This window comes from Mycobacterium sp. 852014-52450_SCH5900713, assembly GCF_001667075.1.
Lineage (GTDB): Bacteria > Actinomycetota > Actinomycetes > Mycobacteriales > Mycobacteriaceae > Mycobacterium.
In genome coordinates this window covers 26,702-51,343 of record NZ_LZIL01000051.1, presented here as the reverse complement: position 1 = coordinate 51,343, position 24,642 = coordinate 26,702, and the positions used below count along the sequence as shown (strand labels likewise).

The following is a 24,642-nucleotide window of genomic DNA, read 5'->3' as shown; positions in this document are numbered from 1 at the left end:
GGCCGGTCGCTGGCATGCACTTCACCATCACCCACCCGATGCACAGCCACCCGTACAACCGGGAGTTGGTGAGCGGAGATGGCATCGGGAAGGTGGCCGCGGCCACCGACGCGGCCGGAATTCACGGGTTCGGCTTCACGGATCATCCGGCGCCGTCGCAGCGATGGTTGGAGGCCGGTGGGCATGACGCGTTGGATCCCTTTGTCGCACTGGGCTTCGCGGCTGCCACGACGACCACACTGCGGCTGATTCCCAACATCGTGGTGCTGCCGTATCGAAACCCGTTCGTGGTGGCCAAGTCTGGTGCCACGCTGGACCTGCTCTCCGGCGGCCGGTTCACCCTGGCGGTGGGCGTGGGATACCTCAAGCGAGAGTTCGCCGCGCTGGGGGTCAGCTACGACGAGCGGGCCGAGCTCTTCGAGGAAGCGCTGCAGGTGATCCGGGCGGTCTGGACCGGCGACGACATCGTTTTCGAGGGAAGGCATTTCAGTGCGCGCGGGATCACCGCGCACCCCCGGCCGCTGAGTGACCCGCACCCGCCTATCTGGATCGGTGGCAACACGTCGTCGGCGCGCCAACGGGTGGCGCAATACGGTGACGGCTGGTGCCCATTCCCCGCGCCACCCCAACTGGCCCAGACCGCCGGCACGGCGGTCATCGACTCGCTGGCGCGCCTCACCGACGGCATCGACGACCTGCGCCGCCGGTGCGATGCCGCCGGCAGGGACTGGTCGGCGATCGACATCACCTTCACCAACTTCGAGGGCGGCAGCCCCGCCGACGACGAATTCAACGCCGATGCCTACCTCGACGGCCTGGAGAAGCTGGCGAAACTGGGCGTGACGTGGGTGAGCGTCCATCTCCCCGGCGACAGCATGGCGCACGCACTCGAGACACTCGATCGGTTCCGCACCCTCGTGATCGACGCGGCCTGATGGACTTCTCCCGCGTCGAACTCTCGCCCGAGGACCGGGCCTTCCGCGACGAGACCCGCGCCTTCATCGCGAAGCACGTCACGGACGAAGTGCTCCACCGGCAGCTGGAATTCGGCGAAAACTTCGACGAGCAAGTGCATCTGGCGTTGGGCGAAGCTGGCTACCTCGCATCGGATTGGAAGTTGGAGTCCGAAGGTGGATTCAGCCCGGTTCGTCGGCGCATCTTTCAACTCGAGATCGCCCGCGGGCACACGCCGTGGTACCACTGGGGCACCACGTCCGTCGTCGCTCGGCTGGTGCGGCAATTCGGGGCGCCGGAGCTCGCCGACCGGGTGCTGCCCGGTGTGTTGGCCGGCGAGATTCGGCTGTGTCTGGGCTACACCGAGCCCGAGGGTGGCTCCGACGTCGCCACCTGCAAGACGCGCGCGGTCCGCGATGGTGACGGGTCTAGCTGGATCATCAACGGCTCCAAGATGTTCACGTCGAACGCGCAGAACGCCAGGTATGTCTTTCTGCTCACCAACACCGACCCCCAAGGCCGGAAACACCGCAACCTGACGATGTTCCTGGTACCGCTCGACTCGCCGGGCGTCGAGATCCAGGGGATTCGGACCCTGGACGGTGACCGCACCAACATCGTCTACTACAGCGACGTCCGCGTCGACGACATCTACCGCATCGGTGAAGTGAACGATGGCTGGACGGTGATGCGCGCGGCGCTGGACTCAGAGCACGGCCTGGTGGATCGCGAAGATCATGGGCTGCAATACATTGCGGCGATGTCGGCGCACGGCGACCTGATGGCCGAGGTCATCGACGCCGTCGCCGCCGCCGTCGGTCGACGGGGTCCCGACGGGCGGACGCAGCTGGACGACGACTCGGTCAAATACCGGCTCGGGCGTGACGTGGCCCGGATGGAGGCGGCACTTTCCACGCCCGGGATGCTCGGGCGGGTAGCGATCGCGCAGACCATGCGCGACATCACCCCCGACCTGATGGACATCCTGGGGACAGCTTCGGCGTTGCCCACCGAAACTCCCAGCTCCGCCACCGACGGTGCGGCGGAACACCTTTACCGGCTGGCCCTGCCACTGGGGATCTACGGCGGCACCCTGGAAGTGTTCCGCAACATGATCGCCCAGCACGAGCTAAAGCTGGGACGCCCGAGCTACGGCGGATAGCTTCGGACGTTCGGGTGGGCCAACCCTCCCCGAGGGCGCTACCTTTTCACCGAGCATCGGTCGCAGAGAGGTGGGCCCGCAGTGGTTATTCTCGTGGCCCTCGGCTCGTTCGTCACCACATTGCTGGGCGGTTATGCCGCGCTGCGTATCGGTTCCTACCGCTATCTGGTGCTCGGGTTGGCGGCCGGGCTGATGCTCGGCGCGGTGGGCTTCGACCTGCTGCCGGAAGCGATGAGCCAGACGCCATGGAGCCTGTTCGGCATACCTGCTCCCTTGGCGGCCTTCGTTCTCGGCTTTCTGGTGCTGCACGTCGTCGAACACACCGTCGGCATCCATCGCGGTCACGGATCGGAGGATGCCGGTGATCCGGACGCGCCCGGCGTCGGGATCCTTGCCGCGTCGGGGCTGATCGGCCACAGCGTCATGGACGGATTCGCCATCGGGGCCGCCTTTCAAGCCGGGGCCGCGGCGGGCGTCGTCGTGGCGGTGGCGGTAATCGGCCACGATTTCGCGGACGGCTTCAACACCTACACCGTCACATCGCTCTATGGAAACGACCGTCGACGGGCATTGGCGCTGCTGGCCGCTGACGCGATCGCACCGGTGGCGGGCGCGGCGCTCACACTGGCCGTGACGATCCCCCATCGCCTGCTCGAGCTGTATCTCGGATTCTTCGCCGGCTTCCTGATGTACCTGGCCAGCGCCGACATCCTGCCGAGGGCGCATGCCGGACATCGCACCCCGGTGACCTTGGCGTGCACCATCGGCGGGGTGCTGTTCATGCTGGCGATCGTCGGGCTGGCCAGTTAGCCGCCCGCGAGCGGCAGCTCGGCCACGACATCCACGCGGGCGAGGTCGAAGCTCAGGAATCCCTTGATGGGCAGGCTTTCCGGCGGGGGGTCGGCGTAGCTCCAAGCGATGTCGTCGACATCACCCGCAGACCAATACGTCGCGAAACCCTTGTAATTGCAGTAGCTCAACGTCTTCGAGCGGCGCAACAGGTCGGTGCGCACGTGCGCCGGATCGACGTAAAGCCGTGGAGCCAAGGATGTTTCGAACACGATCACGGTGTCGTCGGTGTCCACCAGCACCGTGCCGGCGACCGAGACGCGCAAGCGACGCTTGGTGGGGCGGCAGTCGACGCGGTGGTACGGATTGGGCGGGTAGTGCACGAGCTCGCGGCCCTCTTCCAGCCAGGTGTCGACGGCGTCCCAGGGCACGTGCACGAAGCCCGGCGCCTCCGGCTCGGGTTCGCCTGGCAGGTCACCCACCTCGTCGGCCCGGAAGACATAGCTCAGCGGCTGCCCCCGCCGGTGCACCAGCAGCGCCCCTTCGGTGTCGAGCACCACACGCCCATCCTGGATGGCTTGCACACGGCGCGGATGAGGCTCGATGAAGACGACCTCGGCGGGCAGCGGGGGCGAGAAACGCCCGGCCGGATCACTGCTGAGCGGACCACGTCCGGCTACCAGGCTCATGCAGTGAGGCTAGACCTTTGCCCATCGGGATCATGCGGGGCTCAGTGGTCCGCATCGAGCAGCGCCGCGTACTCGCGTTCGAGCACCTTGGCAGCGCCGCTGTCCCAGCGCTCGGCCAGCGACCTTGACAGCGGATCGGGGAAGATTTCGTCGTCGTTGTTCTCCACTCCGTCGAAGATGGCGCGCGCCACCGATTGCGGTGAGGCCTTCGGTATGTCGAGGCCGCGGGTCATCTCGGTATCCACCGGCCCGGTCAGCACGGCATGCACCCGAACCCCCTGCCCGGCCAACATGGCACGAAGCGACTGCGTCATGGAGAACGCGGCAGCCTTGGAGACGGAGTAGGCCGGGATGAGTGGTAAGGGGGCCAACGCGTTCACCGACAGATTGTTGACAATCGATCCTCCGGAACGGACCAACAAAGGCAGGAAGGTCTGGATGACGGCGTAGGTGCCGAAAAGGTTGACCGCAAGATGCCGCTCAAGCGCGGAGTGGTCGCTCAAGTCATCGTAAAGAGCAAGCCCGGCATTGTTGATGACGATATCGAGAGAGTCGACCCGCTCGACCGCCGCCTCGAGGTCAGCCTTGTCGGTTATGTCCAGGGTCAACGGCGTCACGCGTGAATCGCCGTTGTCCGCCAAGGCCTTTCGGGTACCCACCCACACCCGTCCCGCGCCTCTGTTCAACGCTTCCACGGTCAGCGCGTGCCCGATGCCACGATTGCCACCGGTGATCAGAATCGCCTTTCCCGAGATTGTCGCCACGACGACCATCTCCCTTCTCGTTCGGAGTACCCGGCAGGCCCACGCCCGAGGGTCCGCCGCGGCGAGCCGTCGCGGCCCGCATGTATTCCGATGCACCGGGGCGCGCGAAATCATCGGCCCGCAGCTCAGGGGCCGGTGCCCCTGCGTACCATCCGGTTGACGGAAGGCAGGGACCAACCCATGGCGGGACCGATGGAGGGCGTCAAGGTCGTCGAGCTCGGGGTCTGGGTGGCCGGACCGGCCACCGGCGGCATCCTGGCCGATTGGGGCGCCGACGTCGTCAAGATCGAACCGCCGAGCGGCGACCCCGGGCGCATGTTCGGCAAGATGCTGGGCTGCGACCTCGGGGTCAACCCGCCCTTCGAGATGGACAACCGCTCCAAGCGCAGCGTCGTGCTCGACCTCACGGACGAGGCGGGCCGCGAATCCGCGTTCGAATTGCTCACCGGCGCCGACGTTTTCGTGACCAATGTGCGCCCCGGCGCGCTGCAACGCCTGGGGCTCGACTTCGAATCGGTGTCCGCCCGCAACCCGAGCCTGGTGTACGGGCTGATCACCGGATACGGCGAGACCGGACCCGACGCGGACCGGGCCGCCTACGACGTGGCCGCCTTCTGGTCGCGCGCAGGAGTGGCGCATCTGCTCACCCGGCCCGGCGATACGCCACCGTTCCAGCGTGGTGGGATGGGCGATCATTCGGCCGGCATGACGCTGGCGGCGGCCATCTGTGCGGCGCTGGTTGCCCGCGCCCGTACCGGGACCGGTCAACTGGTGAGCACATCGCTGTATCGGCAGGGTGCCTACACCGTGAGCTTCGATCTCAACACCTACCTGCTCACCGGCCAACCGATCGCAATCGGGCAGCGGGAATCGATGGGCAATCCCTGCATGAACAACTACGCCACCGCCGATGGGCGGCGATTCTGGATCGTCGGACTCGAAGGCGACCGGCACTGGCCCCCGCTGTGTCGTGCCGTCGGCCACCCGGAGTGGTTGACCGATCCGCGGTTCGGCGACGCATACGCCCGCTTCGTCAACTCGGCGGAGCTGATCGGCGAGCTGGATGCCATCTTTGCAACCCGCACCCTCGAGGAGTGGGCGCAGGCCTTCGCGGCCGAACCCGATTTCTTCTGGTCACCGGTGAACAGCCTCGAAGACGTAGTCGCCGACGAGCAGTTTCACGCCGCGGGCGGCATTGTTGACGTGCCCGATGGCGAATCCAGCGTCCCGATGGTGGCCACACCCGCCGATTTCCACGGCACACCTTGGGCACCGCGTTCTGCGGCACCGGAACTCGGGCAGCACACCGAGGAAGTGCTCGCCGAACTCAAGGCGCGCCGCGGCTTGTGACCACCGGTCGCACCTTTACAAATATGTCCTCAAGTGTCACGCTGTCCGGTAAGTCGCCTCAGGCGGCCCCAGCCCAGAACAAGCGTTGCGGTAACGCCGATGCACGTGCGGCGGTGAGGAACGGATTGAATGGTCACGTCAACGTTCGACATCAGGGAAGGCAGCCGGGTCCGCGCCGCCCGGGCGAGCCGTGCCGACCGGGAATGTCTGCGCTATCGGCTCGACGTCATTGCGGTGAGCGCCCTGGACGTCGTCGAATCGGCCGGAGGTTGGCTCTACGACCGGGCGATGGCCGGCTGGCAGGTGACGGTGCTGCTGCCGAATGACGGCGACGCCCGCTCGCTGCGGATCCTCGGCCTGCAGGCGCGCGATCTCGAGGAGTGGCTCACCGCGACGGGCCCCGGCTCGGCGAGCGAGAGCCTGGCGGTGAGCGCCGAGGCGTTCACCGCGGATGCGCGCGTGCGTGACAAGGTGCTCGCGTCGCTCGACGACCGGTTGACCGAAGTCGCGTTGTGGGGCCAGGCGCCTTCCGGGTGGCCCCTGCGCGTGGACCGCGAGGTGGCCAGGGCGCAGTACTCGCTCAGTGCGGCCGCGCGAAGGTTCAAGGGCCACGCGCTGGCGGCAGCCGGAAGTGACTGCCCCGCAGTCTATTCCACGGAAACATTGTTCTGCGATTTGGCGACCTGTGGGCGCGACGACTCGGGGCTGATCCGGCTCGACCGATGAAGAAGTACTACCGCCACACGCTGCTCTACCTGCACGAGACCATTTCGCTCGGCTCCGGGCGAAGCGACCGCTTCACCGAGGTGTTCGCCGACACCTACCGGCCCATGATGGAAGAGATCGGCGCCCGGCTGTTCGCGATCTGGGAGACCACGCCCTACAACGGCCACTGGCCGCAGGTGACGGTCATCTGGGAGATCGACGGGTTCGCCGACTATGCGCGGATCGGGGCCGCCCAGGCCCGCGGCGGCAGTCACGAGGCCGCGGCCGGCAAATGGTCCGCCTTTCTGGCCGACATCGGCGCCACGGGGGAGGGCCGAATCATGTACCCCGGCCCCAGCAACAGGACTCTTGCCCAGCTGCGGGAAGCCAATTTCGCTGCGCCGCTGGTGATCCAGGAGATCATGCAAACCAAGCCGGGGCGTCAAGACGACTACATCCGCGAACTGGAGCGGCTCTACGTCCCATGGTCGGAACGCGCCGGCAAGCGCTGGCTGGGCTCGTTCACCACGACCTTCCGCTACAACGAGGTCATCCACTACTGGGCACTGGACGGCGGCTGGGAATGCTTCGCCAACCATTACCCTTCGTGGAAGGAGAGCCCGCCCGCCGAGATCGTCACCTGGATGAGCGTGGCGCCCGCCCTGCGCGACGGCTGGGAGGATTCGATCCTGCAGGCCCTACCGCCCTCGCCGCTGCAGTGATGCGGCAGCAAGAGGCCGTGCACTTCGCCTACGACCCCTTCGACGCGCAGGTGATGGCGAATCCGCTGCCGTACTACCGAATCCTGCGTGACCACCATCCCGTCTACTACATGCCGCAGTGGGACACCTACGCGCTGTCCCGCTTCGAGGACATCTGGCAGGTGCTGGAGGTCAACGACGGCACGTTCGTCGCGTCGGAAGGGACGCTGCCGGCGGCGGCCGTCCTGGCCAAGCACAACACCGGCCCGGTCGACGACCCGCCCCTGCACCCCCTGCCGTTCCACGCGGTGTTCGACACGGATCTGTACGCGGAGATCCGGCGCGCGCATTCCCAGCCGCTGCGCCCCAGGGCGGTCACCGGCTGGGAGGCCAGAATCCGCGAGCTGGCCAACGAACGCCTCGATGAGCTGCTGCCCCGCGGTTCGTTCGACCTGACCCAGGACTACGGCGGCATCGTCGTGGCATCCGTCGTATGCGAATTGCTGGGCATTTCAACCGATCTCGCGCCCGAGGTGCTCGCCGCGGTCAACGCCGGCAGTCTGGCCGAGCCCGGCGTCGGGGTGGACACCGCCGAAGCGCGGCCCAACTATTTCCAATACCTGCTACCGGTGGTTCAGCGCCGCCGCGCCGACCGGTCCGGGGGGCCGCTTGCGGTCGTGGACGGCCTGCTCGGCTACCGCCTGCCCGACGGCAGCCCGCTCGACGACCTGGAAGTCGCGACCCAGATGCTCTGCATCTTCATCGGAGGCACCGAGACGGTGCCCAAGATCGTCGCCCACGGACTATGGGAGCTCAACCAGCGACCCGACCAGCTCGCCGCGGTGCGCGCCGACCCCGGCAACAACGTGCCGATCACGCGGGAGGAGATGATCCGGTTCTGTGCGCCGGCGCAATGGTTCGCCCGAACCGCGCGGAAGCCCTTCACCATTCACGGCGAGACCATCCGGCCCGGACAGCGCGTCATCACCCTGCTCGCCTCGGCCAACCGCGACGAGCGGGAATACCCCGAACCCGACGAATTCGTCTGGGACAGGCCCATCCGCCGGTCCCTGGCCTTCGGCCGCGGTCAACATTTCTGCATCGGCTACCACCTAGCCCGGCTGGAAGTCGATGTGCTGCTGGGGGAATGGCTGCGCCGGGTGCCCGACTACGCGATCCAGGCCGAGGCCGCCAAGCGGCTGCCCTCCAGCTTTCAATGGGGATGGAACAACATCCCGGTGGAGGTATGACGTGTGGTCCTACCGGATCGTCGCCCCCTACCTGTTCGAGCGGACAACGATCCCAGAGAAGACGCCCGAGTGCCTCGCCGACGCCGAGGTCCTGCTGCGGTTCACGGCCGCCGGCGTGTGCGGCAGCGATCTGCCCGCCTTTCGCGGTGCCCGCGGGCGCATTCCGGGCGACGACGGGACCAGCGCGGCCGAAAAGGTCGGCTTCCCGATCCACGAAGTCGCCGGCGAGGTGATCGCCAGCCGGCACCCCGAGCACCGTCCCGGCGACCTCGTGGTCGGCTGGGCATCCGGGTTCGACGGCATGATGGAACGCGTGGTCAGCAACGGCGACGGCCTGGCGCCGTACGACCCGGCGCTGACCCCGGCGCAGGCGGTCGGCCTGCAACCGCTGGCGTGCGTCCTCTACGCCTGCGAGCAGCTGCCGGATCTCGCCGGCAGGCATGTGGCGATCATCGGCCAGGGCTCCATCGGCCTGCTGTTCTCCTATGTGGCCAAGGCGGCCGGCGCCCGGCGCGTCACCGGGGTCGATCCCGTCGACCGGTCAAGCGTGGCAACCGCATTCGGCGTCGACGACCCGGTGCGCGCCACCAGTGACCGGTGGGTGAGCCAACTCGCCGCCGGCGACCGCGCCGACATCGTCATCGAGGCCGTCGGTCACCAGGTCGCCACGCTGGGCCACGCCATCGACGCGACCGCGCCCGGCGGCACCGTCTTCTACTTCGGCGTCGCCGACGACGACGCCTATCCCATCAACATGCGCGCCATGCTGCGCAACAACCTGACGCTGAAATCCGGTGTGACACTGGATCGGCGGCGGATGCTCGAGCTCGCGGGCAAGTACGCCGCCGAACACCCCGAGCTCCTCGCCACCTACCTGACCCACACGTTCGGCATCGACGACGTCCAGGGCGCCTTCGAGTTGGCCTGCCGTCCGGTTCCCGAGCGCATCAAGATCGCGATCGCGGAATGACCGACAACTCGCAGAGCGCGTTGCAGCGGGCACTGAACCGCGGCGGCCCGATATGGGGCGGCTGGATCACCGGGCCGACGTTGCTCGGCCCGGAGGAATTCGCCGGTGCCGGTTACGACTACGTGGGTTTCGACGCCCAGCACGGCTACCTCGACGACGCCGACATCGCCGGGATGCTGCGCCGGACCGAACACCTGCCGATCGGCACCCTGGTGCGGCTGCCCAACGCCGACGCGGCACCGATCGGGCGAGTGTTGGACGCCGGCGCCGACGCCGTCGTCATCGCGATGATCGAGTCGGCGGACCAGGCCGCCGCGGCGGTGGCCGCCACCCGCTACCAGCCCGCGGGCATCCGCAGCTTCGGCCCGTTGCGCGCCGGCCTTGGCCGTGACACCGCCGCGCTGGAATCCCGGGTCAGCGTGTTCGCGATGATCGAGACGGCCGCGGCGCTGGCCGGCCTGGACGACATCTGCGCCGTCGACGGGCTCGCCGGGCTCTACGTCGGCCCCGCCGATCTGGCGCTCTCGCTGGGCGTGGGCGTGGTCGGCGCGACGAAGGATCCGGCCGTCCTCGATGCCATCGTGCGAATCCACCGAGCGGCCACCGGCGCCGGATTGGTGACCGGCATTCACGCCGGGGACGGCACGACGGGCCGCGCCATGGCGAAGCTGGGGCTTTCGATGATCACCCTGACTGCCGAATCGCACGCGCTGCGCCGGGGAGCCGCCGAGCACCTGCGTGAGGCGACCGAACCATGAGCGACGATCAGACCGCGATCCGCGAGTTGATCGCCGATTACGCCCTCACACTCGACGCGGGCGACGTCGACGGGTGCCTGGCGCTGTTCACCCCGGACGCCGAATTCCTGGTCTACGGGCGGACCTTCGCCGGGCACGACGGCATCGGGCGGATGTTCCGGGATGCCCCGCGGGGGCTGCACCTGACCGGGGTCTCCCGGATTCACATCGACGACGACACCGCGACGGCCCGGTCGCAGGTGCTGTTCGTCCGGGCGGGTGACCTGCACCTGCGCCCCGCCCTGTACGACGACCAACTGGTCCGCAGCGACGGGCGTTGGCGTTTCCGGCGTCGGAGGTGCCAGTTCGTCACCAGCCACGGCCTGTCCGACAGCCCCGAGGTCACGTCATCATGAATCAACGCGTCGCACTGGTGACCGGCGCCGCCGGCGGCCAGGGTTGGGCGATCGCCAAACGGCTACGCGTGGAAGGCTATTCGGTGGCCGCCTGTGATCGGCGAGCCCACGAGCTGACCGCCTTGGTCGATGAATTGGGCGATGACGGGGTGATCGCGATCGAGCTCGACGTCACCTCCGAATCGCTGTGGGAGTCGGCCGTGCGCACCGTGATCGGCAGGTTCGGGGCGCTGACCACGCTGGTCAACAACGCCGGCGTGCTGCACCGTGCCTCGTTGGCCGACGAGACCGCCGGCGGGTTCGAGAATTCCTGGCGGGTCAATTGTTTCGGCGCTTTCCTGGGCATTCAGGCGACGCTGGAGCACCTGCGTGCGGCGCAGCAGGCCGCCATCGTCAACATCTGCAGCACCGGAGCCATCCGCCCCTTCCCGCATCACGCCGCATACAGCTCGGCGAAGTGGGCGCTTCGCGGCCTGACCCAGAACGCCGCCGCCGAACTCGCGCCCTTCGGCATCCGGGTCAACGCCGTGTTCCCCGGACCGATCGCCACCCCGATGCTCGATGACGCCACGCAACTGCGACTCGCCGCGTCGTCGGCCTTCGGGCGGATCGGACAACCGCGCGAGATCGCCGACGCCGTCGCGTTCCTGGTCTCCGGCGAGGCGTCGTTCATCACCGGTTCCGAACTGGTCGTCGACGGTGGCCAATGCGTGCAGATCCGATGACCGAATTCGACGGAGCACTGGACGCGACGGGCGCGGGACCTTCGGCTCTACTCTGAGCGCCCGGGCCATCGGCAGAATGTGCTGCCATGAAGATCACCGGCCTCGAGGTGGTGCCGTTCGAGACGTTCGTCGATCGAATCTCGTTCGGCCAGCTGATGACCGACTATCGCGTGGTGCAGACCGTGACCAAGGTGCTCACCGACGAGGGGATCGAGGGCTACTACTTCGGCGGTCACTTCCATGGCGACCAGGACGGCCTGCTCCCCGGGGATCAGGCGCTGATCACCCGATTCCTCAGCCCGCTGCTCGCCGGCCAGGACCCGTTCGACAGGGCGGAGATCTGGCGCCAACTGTGGGCCGCGAAGCTCCCCGAAAACGTCTGCAGTGTAATCGATCTGGCCCTGTGGGATCTGGCCGGCCGGGTTACCGGGTTGCCGGTGCACAAACTGCTCGGCGGGGCGCGGGACCGGGTGAAGGCCTATGCCAGCAGTTTCAACAATCTCGGATCGCCCGACGACTACGCCGCCCACGCCGTCGATTGCAAGCGTCAGGGCTACGGCGCCTACAAGATTCACCCCTACCACTACTGGAATCCCGCGACAGGCCAGTTCGCCCTGCCGCGGCCGTCCTACGTCGACTGGGACATGCGGGTGTGCCGCGAGGTTCGGGCAGCGGTGGGCGACGAGATGGTGCTGATGTTCGACCCCTGGGGCACCTACCACACCCACGAGGACGCGCTGCGGGTCGGCCGCGAGCTGCAGCGGCTGGGTTTCTACTGGTACGAGCACCCGATGCCGGAGTACCGGGTTGAGGCCTACCGGCGACTCGGCGACGAACTCGACATCCCGATCTGCTCTCCCGAGATCGCCGAGGGCGGCATCTACACCCGGGCGGATTGGATCCTGCGCCATGCCTCCGACATCAGCCGCATCGACGTGCTGCGCGGAGGCATTACCGGCGTGATGAAGCTGGCGGGGATGTGCGAGGCGGTCGGCATGCGGTGCGAGCTGCATATGAGCGGCTTCGGCAACCTGCAGGTGCTCGGCGCCACCAGCGAAGACGTCTGCGAGTACTACGAGCGCGGCCTGCTCGGGCCAGGCGCTCGCTACGACGCCGCGCCGCCGTATCTGAACTCGCCCTGCGATCCGCTCACCCCGGACGGGTTCGTCGAGATACCGCCGGCTCCCGGGCTGGGCTACGAAATCCGTTGGGAATACATCGAAGAGCACCGCCTTCCGGACGCGGCGGTGGAACCCGTCGCGCCCCTGCACCCGAGGTAGCGGCTAGTCGAACCTGATGAGCTGCCGCACGGCGGTACCGTCGGCCAGCTTGTCCATCGCCTCGTTGATCTCATCCAACCGGATCGACGACGACACCAGTGATTCCACCGGCAGCCGGCCCGCTTGCCAGAGTGCGACGAACCGCGGGATGTCGCGGCTGGGCACCGCCGAACCCAGGTAACTGCCGATCAGCGACCGGCCCTCGGCCACAAACCCTAACGGGGACACGGTGATTCGTGCATCCGGCGGCGGCAGTCCGACGGTGATGGTGCGGCCACCCGGCGCGGTCAGCGCGATGGCCGTCTCGAGTGCGGCGGGATGACCGACGGCCTCGACAACCACGGCGGCCTTCACCCGAGCGTCGGCAGCCTGCTGCGGCGTGTACGCTTCGTGCGCGCCCAGGGCGCGGGCGGTGGTCAGCTTGTCGGGCAATTGGTCGACGGCGACGACGCGCACGCCGTCATAGGTGAGCGCGGTGAGCACCGCCGCCATGCCGACACCGCCCAGGCCTACAACGGCGACTGTCTGGCCCGGCTGCGGATTGCCGACGTTGAGCACGGCGCCCCCACCCGTCAGCACGGCGCACCCCAGCAGCGCGGCGACTTCGGGCGGCACGTCCGGCGGCACCGGCACCACACTGGCCCGGTTGACCACCGCATGCGTCGCAAATCCGGATACCCCGAGGTGGTGATACACCCGGTGACCGGCGTGGTGGAGCCGGATGTCGCCGTCCAGCAGGGTCCCCGCGGCGTTGGCCGCGCTGCCCGGCTCGCAGGGGGTCAGGCCCTCGGTCGCGCAGGCCGCGCAATGACCGCACCGCGGCAGGAACACCAGCACCACCCGCTGACCGATGGCGAGGTCGGACACGCCATCACCAACCCGCTCGACGATTCCGGCCGCCTCGTGACCGAGCAGCATCGGCACCGGCCGCACCCGGTTGCCGTCGACCACCGACAGGTCGGAGTGGCACACCCCGGCCGCCTCGATGCGGATCATCAGCTCGTCGCTGCCCGGCGGGTCCAGCTCCAGATCGACAACTCGAATCGGCCGGGAATCGGCGTACGGGCGAGCGAGACCGACCCGGTCCAGCACGGCCCCCCGAATCTGAACCATGCTGGAATACAACCATGGCTTCGGAACCCCCGGCCTCGCCGGCTCCGGTGGTACCGCCGGCACCGGACGGGCTCACCAGTGACGACTTCCCCGTGCTGTGGCCGGTCGGAACCCGGTGGGCCGACAACGACATGTTCGGCCACCTCAACAACGCGGTGTACTACCAGTTGTTCGACACCGCCATCAACGCCTGGATCAACACCAGCACCGGGCTGGACCCGCTCACCACCCCCGCGCTGGGCATCGTCGCCGAGTCGGGCTGCCGGTACTACTCGGAACTGCATTTCCCCGAAGACCTCGCGGTGGGCCTGGCGGTGACCAGGCTGGGCCGCAGTAGCGTCACGTACCGGCTCGGCGTGTTCCGGGCGGCGCACGCAGAGCAGGCGCAGCCCGTCACCGCGCTCGGCCATTGGGTGCACGTCTACGTCGACAGGTCCAGTCGCAAGCCGATCGAGATCCCCGAGCCCGTCCGCTCGTTGCTGTCGTCGGCGCGCGTGGACCGATAAGCCTGAGATCGCCCGCGGGGCCGGGGCTTTCGTGCGAAACCGCCGGCCCGGCCGCACTGCCGGAGGGCGTCGCCCACCCGGCTATGCTTCGCCAATGCCCGTGATGAGCAAGACCGTCGAGGTCAGCGCCGACGCGGCCTTGATCATGGCGATCGTCGCCGACTTCGAGGCCTACCCGCAGTGGAACGAGGAGATCAAGGGTCTCTGGGTGCTCGCGCGATACGACGACGGGCGCCCCAGCCAGCTGCGGCTCGACACCGACTATCAGGGCATGCAGAGCATGTTCATCCAGGCCGTGTACTACCCCGGGGAAAACCAGATCCAGACCGTGCTGCAGCAGGGTGACCTGTTCACCAAACAGGAACAGCTGTTCAGCGTCGTGGCGATGGGGGCGTCGAGCCTGCTGACCGTGGACCTCGACGTCGAAACCTCGATGCCGGTCCCGGCGCCGATGGTGAAGCAGCTCCTCAACAACGTGCTGGACCACCTTGCCGAAAGCCTCAAGCGGCGCGCCGAGCAGTTGGCCGCGGGCTAGGCGCGGGCGAGGCAGGTCAGTCGAAGATTCCCGTGCGGTCCCGCATCTCGTTCAGCCGGGCGGCCGCGTCCGTGAATTGCCACACGGTGTGTTCGATCACCGCGGCGGCATCGCGCCGGCGCAGCGCCGCGATCAGCTGGCGGTGGTTCTCGACGGCGGCCGCACCCCACTGCTGATCGGCGGCATACATCAGCACCGGCATGTAGCGCGCGGCGTTGAGCAGGAACCAGGCCAGCTTGATCCGCCCGCTCGCCTGATTGAAGACCCGATGGAACGCGAACTCGATGCCCGCGATGGTCTCGGCATCGCTGGAGCCGACGGCCGCGGCGAGCGCCTCATTGATGCGCTCCAGCTCGTTGATCTCCGCGTCGGTGATGTGGTCGGTGGCCGCGGCCGCCAGCTCCTTGGCGATGGTGGCCTGCAGCCAGAAGATGTCCTCGACGTCCTGGCGCGTGAGCGGGAGCACGACGTGACCGCGGTGCGGCTCGAGCTGCACCATGCCCTCGCCGCGCAGCTTCAGCAGGGCTTCGCGCACCGGCGTGACGCTGACGCCGAGCTCGGCCGCGGTCTCATCGAGGCGGATGAACGTTCCCGGCCGCAAGGCCCCGGACATGATCGCCGCCCGCAGGTGGCCCGCGACCTCGTCGGACAATTGCGCCCGGCGCAGTGGCCGTCGGCGCCTCAGTCGCGTGGATATCGGTGCGTTCACGGGGGCTGCCAGGGCTTTCGGGGCGTCGTGGAGGTTGGTTTGAAACTTTTGTCGGGGCTTGTCAGCAGGGCTTTAAGGCCATAATGTGACCCAGACAACACCATGTTTTATCAAATATCAACCTGGCGCAAGCGGTGCGGGAGTGAGGGAAGGGTTGGGGTTGACCGCGCAATTAGCGAGCCATCTGGCGCAGGGAACCGAGCAGCCGTATCTGGCCCGGCGGCAGAACTGGGTGAATCAGCTCGAACGGCATGCCCTGATGCAGCCGGGCGCGACGGCGCTGCGGTTTCTTGTCAAGACCGTGACGTGGGGCGAACTGCGGAGCCGCGTCGGGGCGCTGGCCGATGCGTTGAGCCGTCGGGGAGTCGGCTTCGGCGATCGGGTCATGGTGTTGATGCTCAATCGGACCGAATTCGTCGAGTCGGTGCTGGCTGTCAACATGCTCGGCGGGATTGCCGTTCCGCTGAACTTCCGGCTCACCGCCGCCGAGATCGCGTTCCTGGTGCAGGATTGCGAAGCCCGCGTGATGATCACCGAATCGGTGCTCGCCCCGGTCGCCACCGGGGTTCGCGAGGTCGAGCCCCTGCTGGACACTATCGTCGTGGCCGGTGGCGCGGGCGACGACAACGTGCTCGGCTATGAAGACCTGATCAACGAGCCCGGCGGGCCCGCGAACATGCCCGACATCCCGAACGATTCGCCGGCGTTGATCATGTACACCTCGGGCACCACCGGCCGCCCGAAGGGCGCCGTGCTGACCCACACCAACCTGACCGGCCAGACCATGACGGGCCTCTACACCAACGGCGCCGACCTCAACAGCGACGTCGGCTTCGTCGGCGTCCCGTTCTTCCACATCGCCGGCATCGGCAACATGCTGACCGGGATGCTGCTCGGCACCCCCACGGTGATCTACCCGCTCGGCGCCTTCGAGCCGGGGCAATTGCTCGACGTGTTGGCCGAGGAGAAGGTCACCGGCCTCTTCCTGGTGCCCGCCCAGTGGCAGGCGGTCTGCGCCGAGCAGCGAGCGCGGCCCCGCGACCTGAGGCTGCGGGTGATGTCGTGGGGGGCGGCGCCCGCCCCCGACGCGCTGCTGCGCGAGATGTCGGCGACGTTCCCCGGAACCCAGATCCTGGCAGCCTTCGGCCAGACCGAGATGTCGCCGGTCACCTGCATGCTGCTGGGCGAAGACGCGATCCGCAAACGTGGATCGGTCGGCAAGGTGATCCCGACCGTGGCCGCACGTGTGGTCGACGAAAACATGAACGACGTACCGGTCGGTGAGGTTGGTGAAATCGTTTATCGCGCACCGACTTTGATGAGCGGCTACTGGAACAACCCGGAGGCCACCGCGGAGGCGTTCGCGGGCGGTTGGTTCCATTCCGGCGACCTGGTCCGGATGGACGCCGACGGCTACGTCTGGGTGGTGGACCGCAAGAAGGACATGATCATCTCCGGCGGCGAGAACATCTACTGCGCCGAGGTGGAGAACGTGCTGGCCAGCCACCCCAGCATCGTCGAAGTGGCGGTCATCGGGCGTTCCCATGACAAGTGGGGCGAGGTGCCGATCGCGGTTGCGGCGGTGGCCGGCGAGCAGCTGCTGCTCGACGAGTTGGCCGAATTCCTGGCCGAGCGGCTCGCGCGGTACAAGCATCCCAAGGCGCTCGAGATTGTGGACGCGCTGCCGCGCAACCCCGCCGGCAAGGTGCTCAAGACTGAGCTGCGGATCCGTTACGGCACCGCAAATATCGACGAAAATCGCTCTACCACAGAAGGTTTCACTGCCAGAGAGGAAAGCTGACGGAAACTGTAACGTTTGCCCGCTGTTGACGAAGGGTTAATTGTGCAGATGCAGTTCACACGTGCATGGCCATCGGGTACATTCCTGTGGTCTCCGTTACTACTTGCCAGTAGGGAGCCCATGGTCACACACGTTGGGTCGCGGCAAGGTGGGGGCACCCCCGGCCGCATAGCGGCGAGGGGGCGAATCGTGTTACACGATCCGCCGCGGCGCCCTGAGGCTCGCGGTATCGGCTGGAGGGGGCAGCGGTGACTTCAACGTCGACGAGTCGACAGGGCCCCTACCTGGTCGGCTACGTACGCGACCAACTGCAGACACCGTTGACGCTCATCGGGGGGTTCTTCCGGATGTGCGTCCTCACCGGACGGGCACTGTTCCGCTGGCCCTTCCAGTGGCGCGAGTTCGTCCTGCAGTGCTGGTTCATCATGCGAGTCGCGTTCCTGCCGACCATCATGGTGTCGATCCCGCTGACCGTGCTGCTGATCTTCACGCTCAACGTGCTGCTGGCCCAGTTCGGAGCCGCCGACCTGTCCGGTGCCGGTGCGGCGATCGGTGCCGTCACCCAGCTCGGGCCGCTCACCACGGTGCTGGTGGTGGCCGGCGCCGGCTCGACGGCGATCTGCGCGGACCTCGGTGCCCGCACCATCCGCGAGGAGATCGACGCGATGGAGGTGCTCGGCATCGACCCCATCCACCGCCTGGTGGTTCCCCGCGTGATCGCCGCGACGCTGGTCGCCACTCTGCTCAACGGCCTGGTGATCACTGTCGGCCTGGTCGGCGGCTACCTGTTCGGTGTCTACCTGCAAAACGTCTCCGGGGGCGCCTACCTCGCCACCCTCACCACGATCACCGGCCTGCCCGAGGTGGTCATCGCGACCGTCAAGGCCGCCATGTTCGGCCTCATCGCCGGACTGGTCGGCTGCTACCGCGGGTTGACCGTGCGGGGCGGCTCCAAGGGCCTGGGCACCGCGGTGAACGAGACCGTCGTGCTCTGCGTCGTCGCCCTGTACGCGGTCAACGTGGTGCTGACGACCATCGGCGTGCGATTCGGGACGGGCCACTGAGATGTCAACCTCTGCCGTATTGCGCGCCCGCTTCCCCCGGGCAGCCGAAAACCTCAACCGCTACGGCGGTGCCGCGGCCCGCGGCCTGGACGACATCGGCCAGATGGCCTGGTTCGGTGCGGAGGCCATCGCGCACATCCCGCACGCACTGCGCAACTACCGCAAGGAAACGTTGCGGCTGATCGCCCAGATCGGCATGGGCACCGGCGCCATGGCCGTCATCGGCGGCACCGTCGCGATCGTCGGCTTCGTGACCCTCTCCGGTAGCTCCCTGGTCGCGATTCAGGGCTTCGCCTCGCTGGGCAACATCGGGGTCGAGGCATTCACCGGCTTCTTCGCCGCACTGATCAACGTGCGCATCGCCGCCCCGGTCGTCACCGGCATCGCGATGGCGGCCACCGTCGGCGCGGGTGCGACCGCCGAGTTGGGCGCCATGCGCATCAGCGAAGAAATCGACGCCCTGGAAGTCATGGGCATCAAGTCGATCTCGTTCCTGGCGACCACCCGGATCATGGCCGGTCTGGTCGTCATCATCCCGCTCTATGCGCTGGCCATGATCATGTCGTTCCTGTCCCCGCAGATCACCACGACGGTGCTGTACGGTCAGTCGAACGGCACCTACGAGCACTACTTCCGGACATTCCTGCGTCCCGACGACGTGTTCTGGTCATTCCTCGAGGCCATCATCATCACGGCGGTCGTGATGATCACCCACTGCTTCTACGGATACAACGCCGGCGGTGGACCCGTCGGCGTCGGGGAGGCCGTCGGCCGATCGATGCGTTTCTCGCTGGTATCGGTGCAGGTCGTCGTTCTGGCAGCAGCGTTGGCGCTCTATGGTGTCAACCCCAACTTCGCACTCACGGTGTAGCCGCCATGACATCACCAGTGAAGGTCAACGCCCAACGGAAGCCGCCGTACAAGCTGGCCGGCATCGCGTCGTTGATCATCGCCTTGGTGGCCGGGGCCCTGGTCTACGGGCAGTTCCGGGGGGACTTCACGCCGAAGACGAAGTTGACGATGCTGGCGTCGCGGGCCGGGCTGGTGATGGATCCGGGCTCGAAGGTCACCTACAACGGGGTCGAGATCGGCCGGGTGGGCAACATCGCGGAGACGGTGCGTGACGGCAAGCCGGCCGCCAAGTTCACGCTGGAGGTCTACCCCCGATACCTGTCGCTGATTCCGGCCAACGTGAACGCCGACATTAAGGCGACCACGGTGTTCGGCGGCAAGTACGTCTCGTTGACAACGCCGCAAAACCCGTCGCCGCAGAAGCTCAACCAGCACACGGTGATCGACGCGCGCTCGGTGACCACCGAGATCAACACCCTGTTCCAGACCGTCACCTCGATCGCGGAGAAGGTGGATCCGGTCAAGCTGAACCTCACGCTGAGCGCGGCCGCCCAGGCGCTGACCGGGCTGGGCGACAAGTTCGGCCAGTCGGTGGTCAACGCCAACGCGATCCTCGATGACGTCAATCCGCAGCTGCCGCAGGCGCGTCATGACATTCAGCAGCTCGCCGGGCTGGGCGACACCTACGCCAACGCGGCGCCGGACCTGTTGGACTTCCTGAACAACGCGGTCATCACGTCGCGGACCATCAACGCGCAGCAGAAGGATCTGGACCAGGCGCTGTTGTCGGCGGCCGGGTTCGGCAACACCGGCGCCGACATCTTCAACAGGGGCGGCCCGTACCTGGCGCGCGGCGCCCAGGACCTGGTGCCCACGGCCCAGCTGCTGGACACCTACAGTCCGGAGCTGTTCTGCACGCTGCGCAACTACCACGACATCGAGCCCAAGGCGTCCTCGTTCCTGGGCGGCAACGGCTACTCGCTGAACGCCCACACCGAGGCGCTGTCGGGGCTCGGGTTGCTGGCCAACCCGGTCTCGGCGGTGGTCACGCTCGCCAGCCTGGTTGGCGGGCTGGCCGGGCTCGTCGGCGGCGCGCCGAACCCGTACACCTACCCGGAAAACCTGCCGCGGGTGAACGCGCGCGGCGGGCCGGGGGGCGCCCCCGGTTGCTGGCAGCAGATCACCCACGACCTGTGGCCCGCGCCCGAATTGGTGATAGATAGCGGCAACAGCCTCGCGCCGTACAACCACCTCGACACCGGATCCCCATACGCCATCGAGTACGTCTGGGGCCGCCAAGTAGGGGATAACACGATCAACCCATGAAAATCTCCGGAACAATCGTCAGGCTCAGCATCTTCTCGTTCGTGCTGCTGGTCTTCACTGTGATGATCGTCGTCGTATTCGGGCAGATGCGGTTTGACCGCACGAACGGCTACTCGGCGGAGTTCACCAACGTCAGCGGGTTGCGGGCCGGCCAGTTCGTCCGCGCCTCCGGCGTCGAGATCGGCAAGGTCAGTTCCGTGAAGGTTGTCGACGGCGGCAAGCGCGCGCGGGTGGAATTCAACATCGACCGCTCGGTGCCGCTGTACCAGTCGACGACGGCGCAGATCCGGTACCTCGACCTGATCGGTAACCGCTACCTGGAGCTCAAGCGCGGCGAGGGTGAGGCCGCCGAGAAGGTCCTGCCGCCAGGCGGTTTCATCCCAATGTCGCGGACCTCGCCGGCGCTCGACCTGGACGCCCTGATCGGTGGTTTCAAACCGCTGTTCCGGGCGCTGGACCCGCAGAAGGTGAACACCATCGCGACGTCGCTGATCACCGTGTTCCAGGGTCAGGGCGGCACCATCAACGACATCCTCGACCAGACCGCGCAGCTGACCAACCAGCTGGGTGAGCGGGACCAGGCGATCGGCGAGGTCATCAAGAACCTGAACATCGTGCTGGACACCACGGTTCGCCACCGACAGCAGTTCGACCAGACGGTCAACAACCTCGAGGTCCTCATCACCGGACTGAAGGACCACGGTGACCAGCTGGCGGGCGGCACCGCGCACATCAGCAACGCGGCCGGGACGGTCGCCGACCTGCTCGCCGAGGACCGCGGGCTGCTGCACAGCACCCTCAACTATCTGGATGCGGTCCAGCAGCCGCTCATCGACCAACGCGATCAGCTGAACGACTTCCTGAAGAAGGTGCCCACGGCGTTGAACATGATCGGGCGCGCCATCGGCTCCTACGGCGACTTCGTGAACTTCTACGCCTGCGACATCACGCTCAAGATCAACGGGTTGCAGGCCGGCGGCCCGGTCCGTACGGTCCGGCTCTTCCAGCAGCCGACGGGTAGGTGCACGCCGCAATGAGAACACTTGAACCGGAAAACCGGGTTCGCATCGGGCTGATGGGCATCATCGTGACGCTGCTCGTCATCGGCGTCGGTCAAAGCTTCACGAGCGTGCCCATGCTGATGGCCAAACCGCACTACTACGGCCAGTTCACCGATACCGGGGGTATCGCTGTCGGTGACAAAGTGCGAATCGCCGGCGTGGACGTCGGCAAGGTCGAGGCGCTCAATATCGAGGGCGACCACATCCTGGTCAAATTCAATCTCGGCACCGCGACCATCGGCACCGAGAGCCGGCTGGCGATCAAGACCGACACCATCCTCGGGAAGAAGATCCTGGACGTCGAGGCCCGAGGCAATCAGCAACTGAGGCCCGGCGACTCGTTACCGATTGGTCAGAGCACGACGCCCTACCAGATTTACGACGCGTTCTTCGATGTCACCAAGGCGGCCCAGGGCTGGAACATCGACACGGTCAAGGAATCGCTGCACGTGCTGTCGCAGACCATCGACCAGACCTATCCGCATCTGAGCGCGGCGCTCGACGGCGTCGCCAAGTTCTCCGACACGATCGGCAAGCGCGACGAGCAGGTCAAGCACCTGCTCGCCCAGGCCAACCAGGTGGCCAGCGTCCTCGGCGACCGTAGCGAGCAGATCGATCGCCTGCTGGTCAACACGAAGACGCTGCTGGCCGCCTTCAACGAACGCGGCCAGGCCATCAATGCGTTGTTGGCGAACGTCGCCGCCTTCTCCGAACAGGTCAAGGGCTTCATCAACGACAATCCGAACCTCAACCACGTGCTCGAACAGCTGCGCACGGTCAGCGACATCTTGAAGGAGCGCAAGGACGACGTCGCCGCGGGGCTCACCGAGGTCGGCAAGTTCCTGCCGTCGCTGAACGAGGCCATCGCGTCGGGACCGTTCTTCAAGGTGGTTCTGCACAACCTCGCGCTGTACCAGATCATCCAGCCGTGGGTCGACGCCGCCTTCAAGAAGCGCGGCATCGACCCGGAGAACTTCTGGCGCAGCGCCGGCCTGCCCGAATTCCGGTGGCCCGACCCCAACGGCACCCGGTTCCCCAACGGGGCACCGCCTCCGGCACCCCCGGTGCTGGAGGGCACGCCGGAGCACCCGGGGCCGGCCGTCCCGCCGGGATCGCCATGCTCCTACACCCCGGCCAACCCAGGCGGCAACGTCACCGTCGGCGACGAGGGCCTGCCGCGGCCGTGGAATCCGCTGCCTTGCGCCGGTGGTGGCATCGGACCGTTCGGCGGCCCGGGCTTCCCGGCTCCGGTCGACGTGATGACCTCGCCGCCGAACCCGAACGGTCTGCCGCCGACCCCGGGCATCCCGATCGCCGGGCGGCCGGGCGACCCGCCCCCGGACGTCCCGGGGACGCCCGTGCCGCTGCCGCCGCAGGCACCGCCGGGCGCGCGCACCGAGAACCTGGCGCCGGCCGGACCGACGCCGCCGCCGTCGACCTTCGCGCCCGGGTTCCCGCCGGGACCGGCGGCCCCACCCGGGCCGGGGAACCAGCTGCCGGCACCCTTCATCAACCCGGGCGGATCGGGCGGCAGCGGCGCTGCCGGGGGAGGTAGCCAGAATTGAGCACCGCCTTTGATATCCGGAACATCCGACTACCGAAGCTGACCCGGGCGACCGTCATCCTCGGGTCGCTGGTGATCGTGCTGGCCCTGGTCGTCGGGTTCGTTGGCTGGCGGCTCTTTGAGAAGCTGACCAACAACACGGTGGTGGCCTACTTCCCGGCGGCCAACGCGCTCTACCCCGGGGACAAGGTCCAGATCATGGGGTTGCGGGTCGGCGCGATCGACAAGATCGAGCCCGCCGGCGACAAGATGAAGGTCACCTTCCACTACGAGAACAAGTACCGGGTTCCCGCCAACGCCAACGCGGTGATCCTGAACCCGACGCTGGTGGCGTCGCGGGCCATTCAGTTGGAGCCGGCCTACAAGGGCGGGCCGGTGCTGGCCGACAACGCCGTGATTCCCGAGGAGCGCACGCAGGTCCCGGTGGAGTGGGACCAGCTGCGCAACAGCATCACGAACATCATCTCCAAGCTGGGCCCCACGCCCGAGCAGCCGACCGGCCCGTTCGGTGAGGTCATCGAGTCCTACGCCAACGGGCTGGCCGGCAAGGGCAAGGAATTCAACACCACGCTGAGCAACCTGTCGCAGGCGTTGACCGCGTTGAACGAGGGGCGCGGCGACTTCTTCGCGGTGGTGAAGAGCCTGGCGCTGTTCGTCAACGCGCTGCACAAGGACGACCAGCAGTTCGTCGCGCTGAACGAGAACCTGGCGGACTTCACCACGCGGCTCGCGCACAACGACCACGACCTTTCGAACGCGATCGAGCAGTTCGACGGTCTGCTGTCCACCGTGCGCCCGTTCCTGAACAAGAACCGCGAGGTGCTGACCTACGACATCAACAACCTGGCGACGGTGACGAACACGATCCTGCAGCCGGACCCGCTGAACGGGCTGGAGACCGCGCTGCACGTCCTGCCGACGGCCGCGGCGAACATCAACCAGATCTATCACCCGTCGCACGGGTCGGTGGTCGCCATCCCGGCGATCACGAACTTCGCCAACCCGATGCAGTTCATCTGCAGCTCGATCCAGGCGGGCAGCCGGCTCGGGTATCAGGAGTCGGCTGAGCTGTGCGCGCAGTACCTGGCGCCGATCCTCGATGCGATCAAGTTCAACTACCTGCCGTTCGGCGTCAACCTGTTCAGCACCGCCGAGACCCTGCCCAAGGAAGTCGCCTACTCGGAAGATCGGCTGCACCCGCCCAACGGATACAAGGACACCACCGTGCCCGGCATCTGGGTCCCGGACACCCCGACGTCGCACCGCAACACCCAGCCCGGCTGGATCGTCGCGCCTGGGATGCAAGGCCAGCAGGTCGGGCCGATCACCGCAGGTTTGATGACCCCGGACTCGCTGGCCGAGCTCATGGGAGGCCCCAACATCGCGCCCGTCCAGTCGAACCTGCAGACGCCGCCGGGGCCGCCGAACGCGTACGACGAGAACCCGATCGTGCCACCCATCGGCCTGAACGCGCCGGTGCCCATCCAGCCGCCGCCGCCCGGACCGGGCGTGGCCCCGGGTCCGGTGGCCCCGACGCCGGCGCCCGTCGGGGCGCCCGCGCCGAACGCCGGTGGGCCTGCGGTGCCGACTGACTTCGGGGGTGGCCAGTGAGGAGCAAG

25 protein-coding genes are annotated in these 24,642 nt (G+C 67.4%); 21 read left to right on the top strand and 4 right to left on the bottom strand.

Features of this window, described 5'->3' with window-relative positions; all coding sequences use genetic code 11:
- The first annotated feature begins 14 nt into the window (after nt 1-14).
- The 3 genes from A5773_RS15880 to A5773_RS15870 all read left to right on the top strand — a co-directional run bounded on the left by A5773_RS15880 (nt 15) and on the right by A5773_RS15870 (nt 2,926).
- On the top strand, nt 15-935 hold the full coding sequence (locus A5773_RS15880; RefSeq protein ID WP_067791536.1) for an LLM class F420-dependent oxidoreductase: 921 nt from the start codon (nt 15-17) through the stop codon (nt 933-935).
- Nucleotides 935-2,116, top strand: a complete 1,182-nt coding sequence (locus tag A5773_RS15875) for an acyl-CoA dehydrogenase family protein (RefSeq protein ID WP_067791535.1) — start codon at nt 935-937, stop codon at nt 2,114-2,116. Before A5773_RS15880 ends, A5773_RS15875 begins: the two co-directional genes overlap by 1 nt.
- 81 nt (nt 2,117-2,197) lie before the next feature.
- Nucleotides 2,198-2,926: a ZIP family metal transporter gene (locus A5773_RS15870; RefSeq protein WP_066949445.1), complete on the top strand. Its 729-nt coding sequence runs from the start codon at nt 2,198-2,200 to the stop codon at nt 2,924-2,926.
- Here A5773_RS15870 and A5773_RS15865 read toward each other — a convergent pair.
- Together A5773_RS15865 and A5773_RS15860 are read right to left on the bottom strand one after the other, a co-directional pair.
- Entirely contained in the window at nt 2,923-3,594 is a 672-nt protein-coding gene (locus tag A5773_RS15865; RefSeq protein ID WP_066949448.1) for a DUF427 domain-containing protein, read from the bottom strand. The two genes, A5773_RS15870 and A5773_RS15865, sit on opposite strands and share 4 nt — an antisense overlap.
- 41 nt (nt 3,595-3,635) lie before the next feature.
- Entirely contained in the window at nt 3,636-4,367 is a 732-nt protein-coding gene (locus A5773_RS15860) for an SDR family NAD(P)-dependent oxidoreductase (protein WP_067791533.1), read from the bottom strand.
- A gap of 171 nt (nt 4,368-4,538) precedes the next feature.
- Between A5773_RS15860 and A5773_RS15855 the strand changes: the two genes are divergently transcribed.
- The 9 genes from A5773_RS15855 to A5773_RS15815 all read left to right on the top strand — a co-directional run bounded on the left by A5773_RS15855 (nt 4,539) and on the right by A5773_RS15815 (nt 12,492).
- Entirely contained in the window at nt 4,539-5,708 is a 1,170-nt protein-coding gene (locus A5773_RS15855) for a CaiB/BaiF CoA-transferase family protein (RefSeq protein WP_067791531.1), read from the top strand.
- 129 nt (nt 5,709-5,837) lie between these two features.
- Nucleotides 5,838-6,434, top strand: a complete 597-nt coding sequence (locus A5773_RS15850) for a hypothetical protein (protein WP_067791529.1) — start codon at nt 5,838-5,840, stop codon at nt 6,432-6,434.
- Nucleotides 6,431-7,135 (top strand): NIPSNAP family protein, encoded by a 705-nt coding sequence (locus A5773_RS15845; protein WP_067791527.1) that lies wholly within the window; start codon nt 6,431-6,433, stop codon nt 7,133-7,135. Before A5773_RS15850 ends, A5773_RS15845 begins: the two co-directional genes overlap by 4 nt.
- A 17-nt stretch (nt 7,136-7,152) precedes the next feature.
- Nucleotides 7,153-8,364, top strand: coding sequence for a cytochrome P450 (locus tag A5773_RS15840; protein WP_197505388.1), 1,212 nt, complete (start codon nt 7,153-7,155; stop codon nt 8,362-8,364).
- A 1-nt stretch (nt 8,365) separates the two neighbouring features.
- Entirely contained in the window at nt 8,366-9,334 is a 969-nt protein-coding gene (locus A5773_RS15835) for a zinc-binding dehydrogenase (protein ID WP_067791524.1), read from the top strand.
- Nucleotides 9,331-10,092 (top strand): HpcH/HpaI aldolase/citrate lyase family protein, encoded by a 762-nt coding sequence (locus A5773_RS15830; RefSeq protein WP_066949468.1) that lies wholly within the window; start codon nt 9,331-9,333, stop codon nt 10,090-10,092. Before A5773_RS15835 ends, A5773_RS15830 begins: the two co-directional genes overlap by 4 nt.
- Nucleotides 10,089-10,487, top strand: coding sequence for a nuclear transport factor 2 family protein (locus A5773_RS15825; protein WP_067791522.1), 399 nt, complete (start codon nt 10,089-10,091; stop codon nt 10,485-10,487). The genes A5773_RS15830 and A5773_RS15825 overlap by 4 nt, the downstream gene beginning before the upstream one ends.
- Nucleotides 10,484-11,212 (top strand): SDR family NAD(P)-dependent oxidoreductase, encoded by a 729-nt coding sequence (locus A5773_RS15820; protein ID WP_067262018.1) that lies wholly within the window; start codon nt 10,484-10,486, stop codon nt 11,210-11,212. The genes A5773_RS15825 and A5773_RS15820 overlap by 4 nt, the downstream gene beginning before the upstream one ends.
- 86 nt (nt 11,213-11,298) lie before the next feature.
- Nucleotides 11,299-12,492: an enolase C-terminal domain-like protein gene (locus A5773_RS15815; protein ID WP_067791520.1), complete on the top strand. Its 1,194-nt coding sequence runs from the start codon at nt 11,299-11,301 to the stop codon at nt 12,490-12,492.
- A gap of 3 nt (nt 12,493-12,495) precedes the next feature.
- Here A5773_RS15815 and A5773_RS15810 read toward each other — a convergent pair whose 3' ends face one another.
- Complete coding sequence (locus A5773_RS15810) at nt 12,496-13,605, bottom strand: alcohol dehydrogenase catalytic domain-containing protein (protein ID WP_066949521.1); 1,110 nt, start codon at nt 13,603-13,605, stop codon at nt 12,496-12,498.
- 14 nt (nt 13,606-13,619) lie between these two features.
- Between A5773_RS15810 and A5773_RS15805 the strand changes: the two genes are divergently transcribed.
- Both A5773_RS15805 and A5773_RS15800 read left to right on the top strand, forming a co-directional pair.
- The gene (locus tag A5773_RS15805; protein WP_066949481.1) at nt 13,620-14,111 is read left to right on the top strand and encodes a thioesterase family protein; all 492 of its coding nucleotides are present in this window, start codon (nt 13,620-13,622) and stop codon (nt 14,109-14,111) included.
- Nucleotides 14,112-14,205: 94 nt separating this feature from the next.
- Nucleotides 14,206-14,646: an SRPBCC family protein gene (locus A5773_RS15800; protein ID WP_066949484.1), complete on the top strand. Its 441-nt coding sequence runs from the start codon at nt 14,206-14,208 to the stop codon at nt 14,644-14,646.
- 16 nt (nt 14,647-14,662) lie between these two features.
- Here the strand turns inward: A5773_RS15800 and A5773_RS15795 are convergent, their stop codons facing one another.
- Nucleotides 14,663-15,355, bottom strand: a complete 693-nt coding sequence (locus A5773_RS15795; RefSeq protein WP_082948261.1) for a GntR family transcriptional regulator — start codon at nt 15,353-15,355, stop codon at nt 14,663-14,665.
- Between the two features lie 160 nt (nt 15,356-15,515).
- On the opposite strand from A5773_RS15795, the gene fadD5 reads away from it, so the two are divergent.
- The 7 genes from fadD5 (at nt 15,516) to A5773_RS15760 (ending at nt 24,634) form a co-directional block, all read left to right on the top strand.
- Nucleotides 15,516-17,156 (top strand): fatty-acid--CoA ligase FadD5, encoded by a 1,641-nt coding sequence (gene fadD5, locus A5773_RS15790; protein ID WP_067791599.1) that lies wholly within the window; start codon nt 15,516-15,518, stop codon nt 17,154-17,156.
- Nucleotides 17,157-17,404: 248 nt separating this feature from the next.
- On the top strand, nt 17,405-18,220 hold the full coding sequence (locus tag A5773_RS15785) for an ABC transporter permease (protein ID WP_066949488.1): 816 nt from the start codon (nt 17,405-17,407) through the stop codon (nt 18,218-18,220).
- 1 nt (nt 18,221) lies between these two features.
- Nucleotides 18,222-19,091 (top strand): ABC transporter permease, encoded by an 870-nt coding sequence (locus tag A5773_RS15780; RefSeq protein ID WP_066949491.1) that lies wholly within the window; start codon nt 18,222-18,224, stop codon nt 19,089-19,091.
- Between the two features lie 5 nt (nt 19,092-19,096).
- Nucleotides 19,097-20,398, top strand: a complete 1,302-nt coding sequence (locus tag A5773_RS15775) for an MCE family protein (RefSeq protein ID WP_067791518.1) — start codon at nt 19,097-19,099, stop codon at nt 20,396-20,398.
- Complete coding sequence (locus tag A5773_RS15770) at nt 20,395-21,435, top strand: virulence factor Mce family protein (protein WP_066951882.1); 1,041 nt, start codon at nt 20,395-20,397, stop codon at nt 21,433-21,435. The genes A5773_RS15775 and A5773_RS15770 overlap by 4 nt, the downstream gene beginning before the upstream one ends.
- Nucleotides 21,432-23,024, top strand: a complete 1,593-nt coding sequence (locus tag A5773_RS15765; protein ID WP_066951879.1) for a virulence factor Mce family protein — start codon at nt 21,432-21,434, stop codon at nt 23,022-23,024. The genes A5773_RS15770 and A5773_RS15765 overlap by 4 nt, the downstream gene beginning before the upstream one ends.
- Nucleotides 23,021-24,634 carry a virulence factor Mce family protein gene (locus tag A5773_RS15760; protein ID WP_067264462.1) on the top strand — a complete coding sequence of 538 codons (1,614 nt, stop codon included), beginning with the start codon at nt 23,021-23,023 and terminating at the stop codon, nt 24,632-24,634. Before A5773_RS15765 ends, A5773_RS15760 begins: the two co-directional genes overlap by 4 nt.
- Nucleotides 24,635-24,642 lie beyond the last annotated feature (8 nt).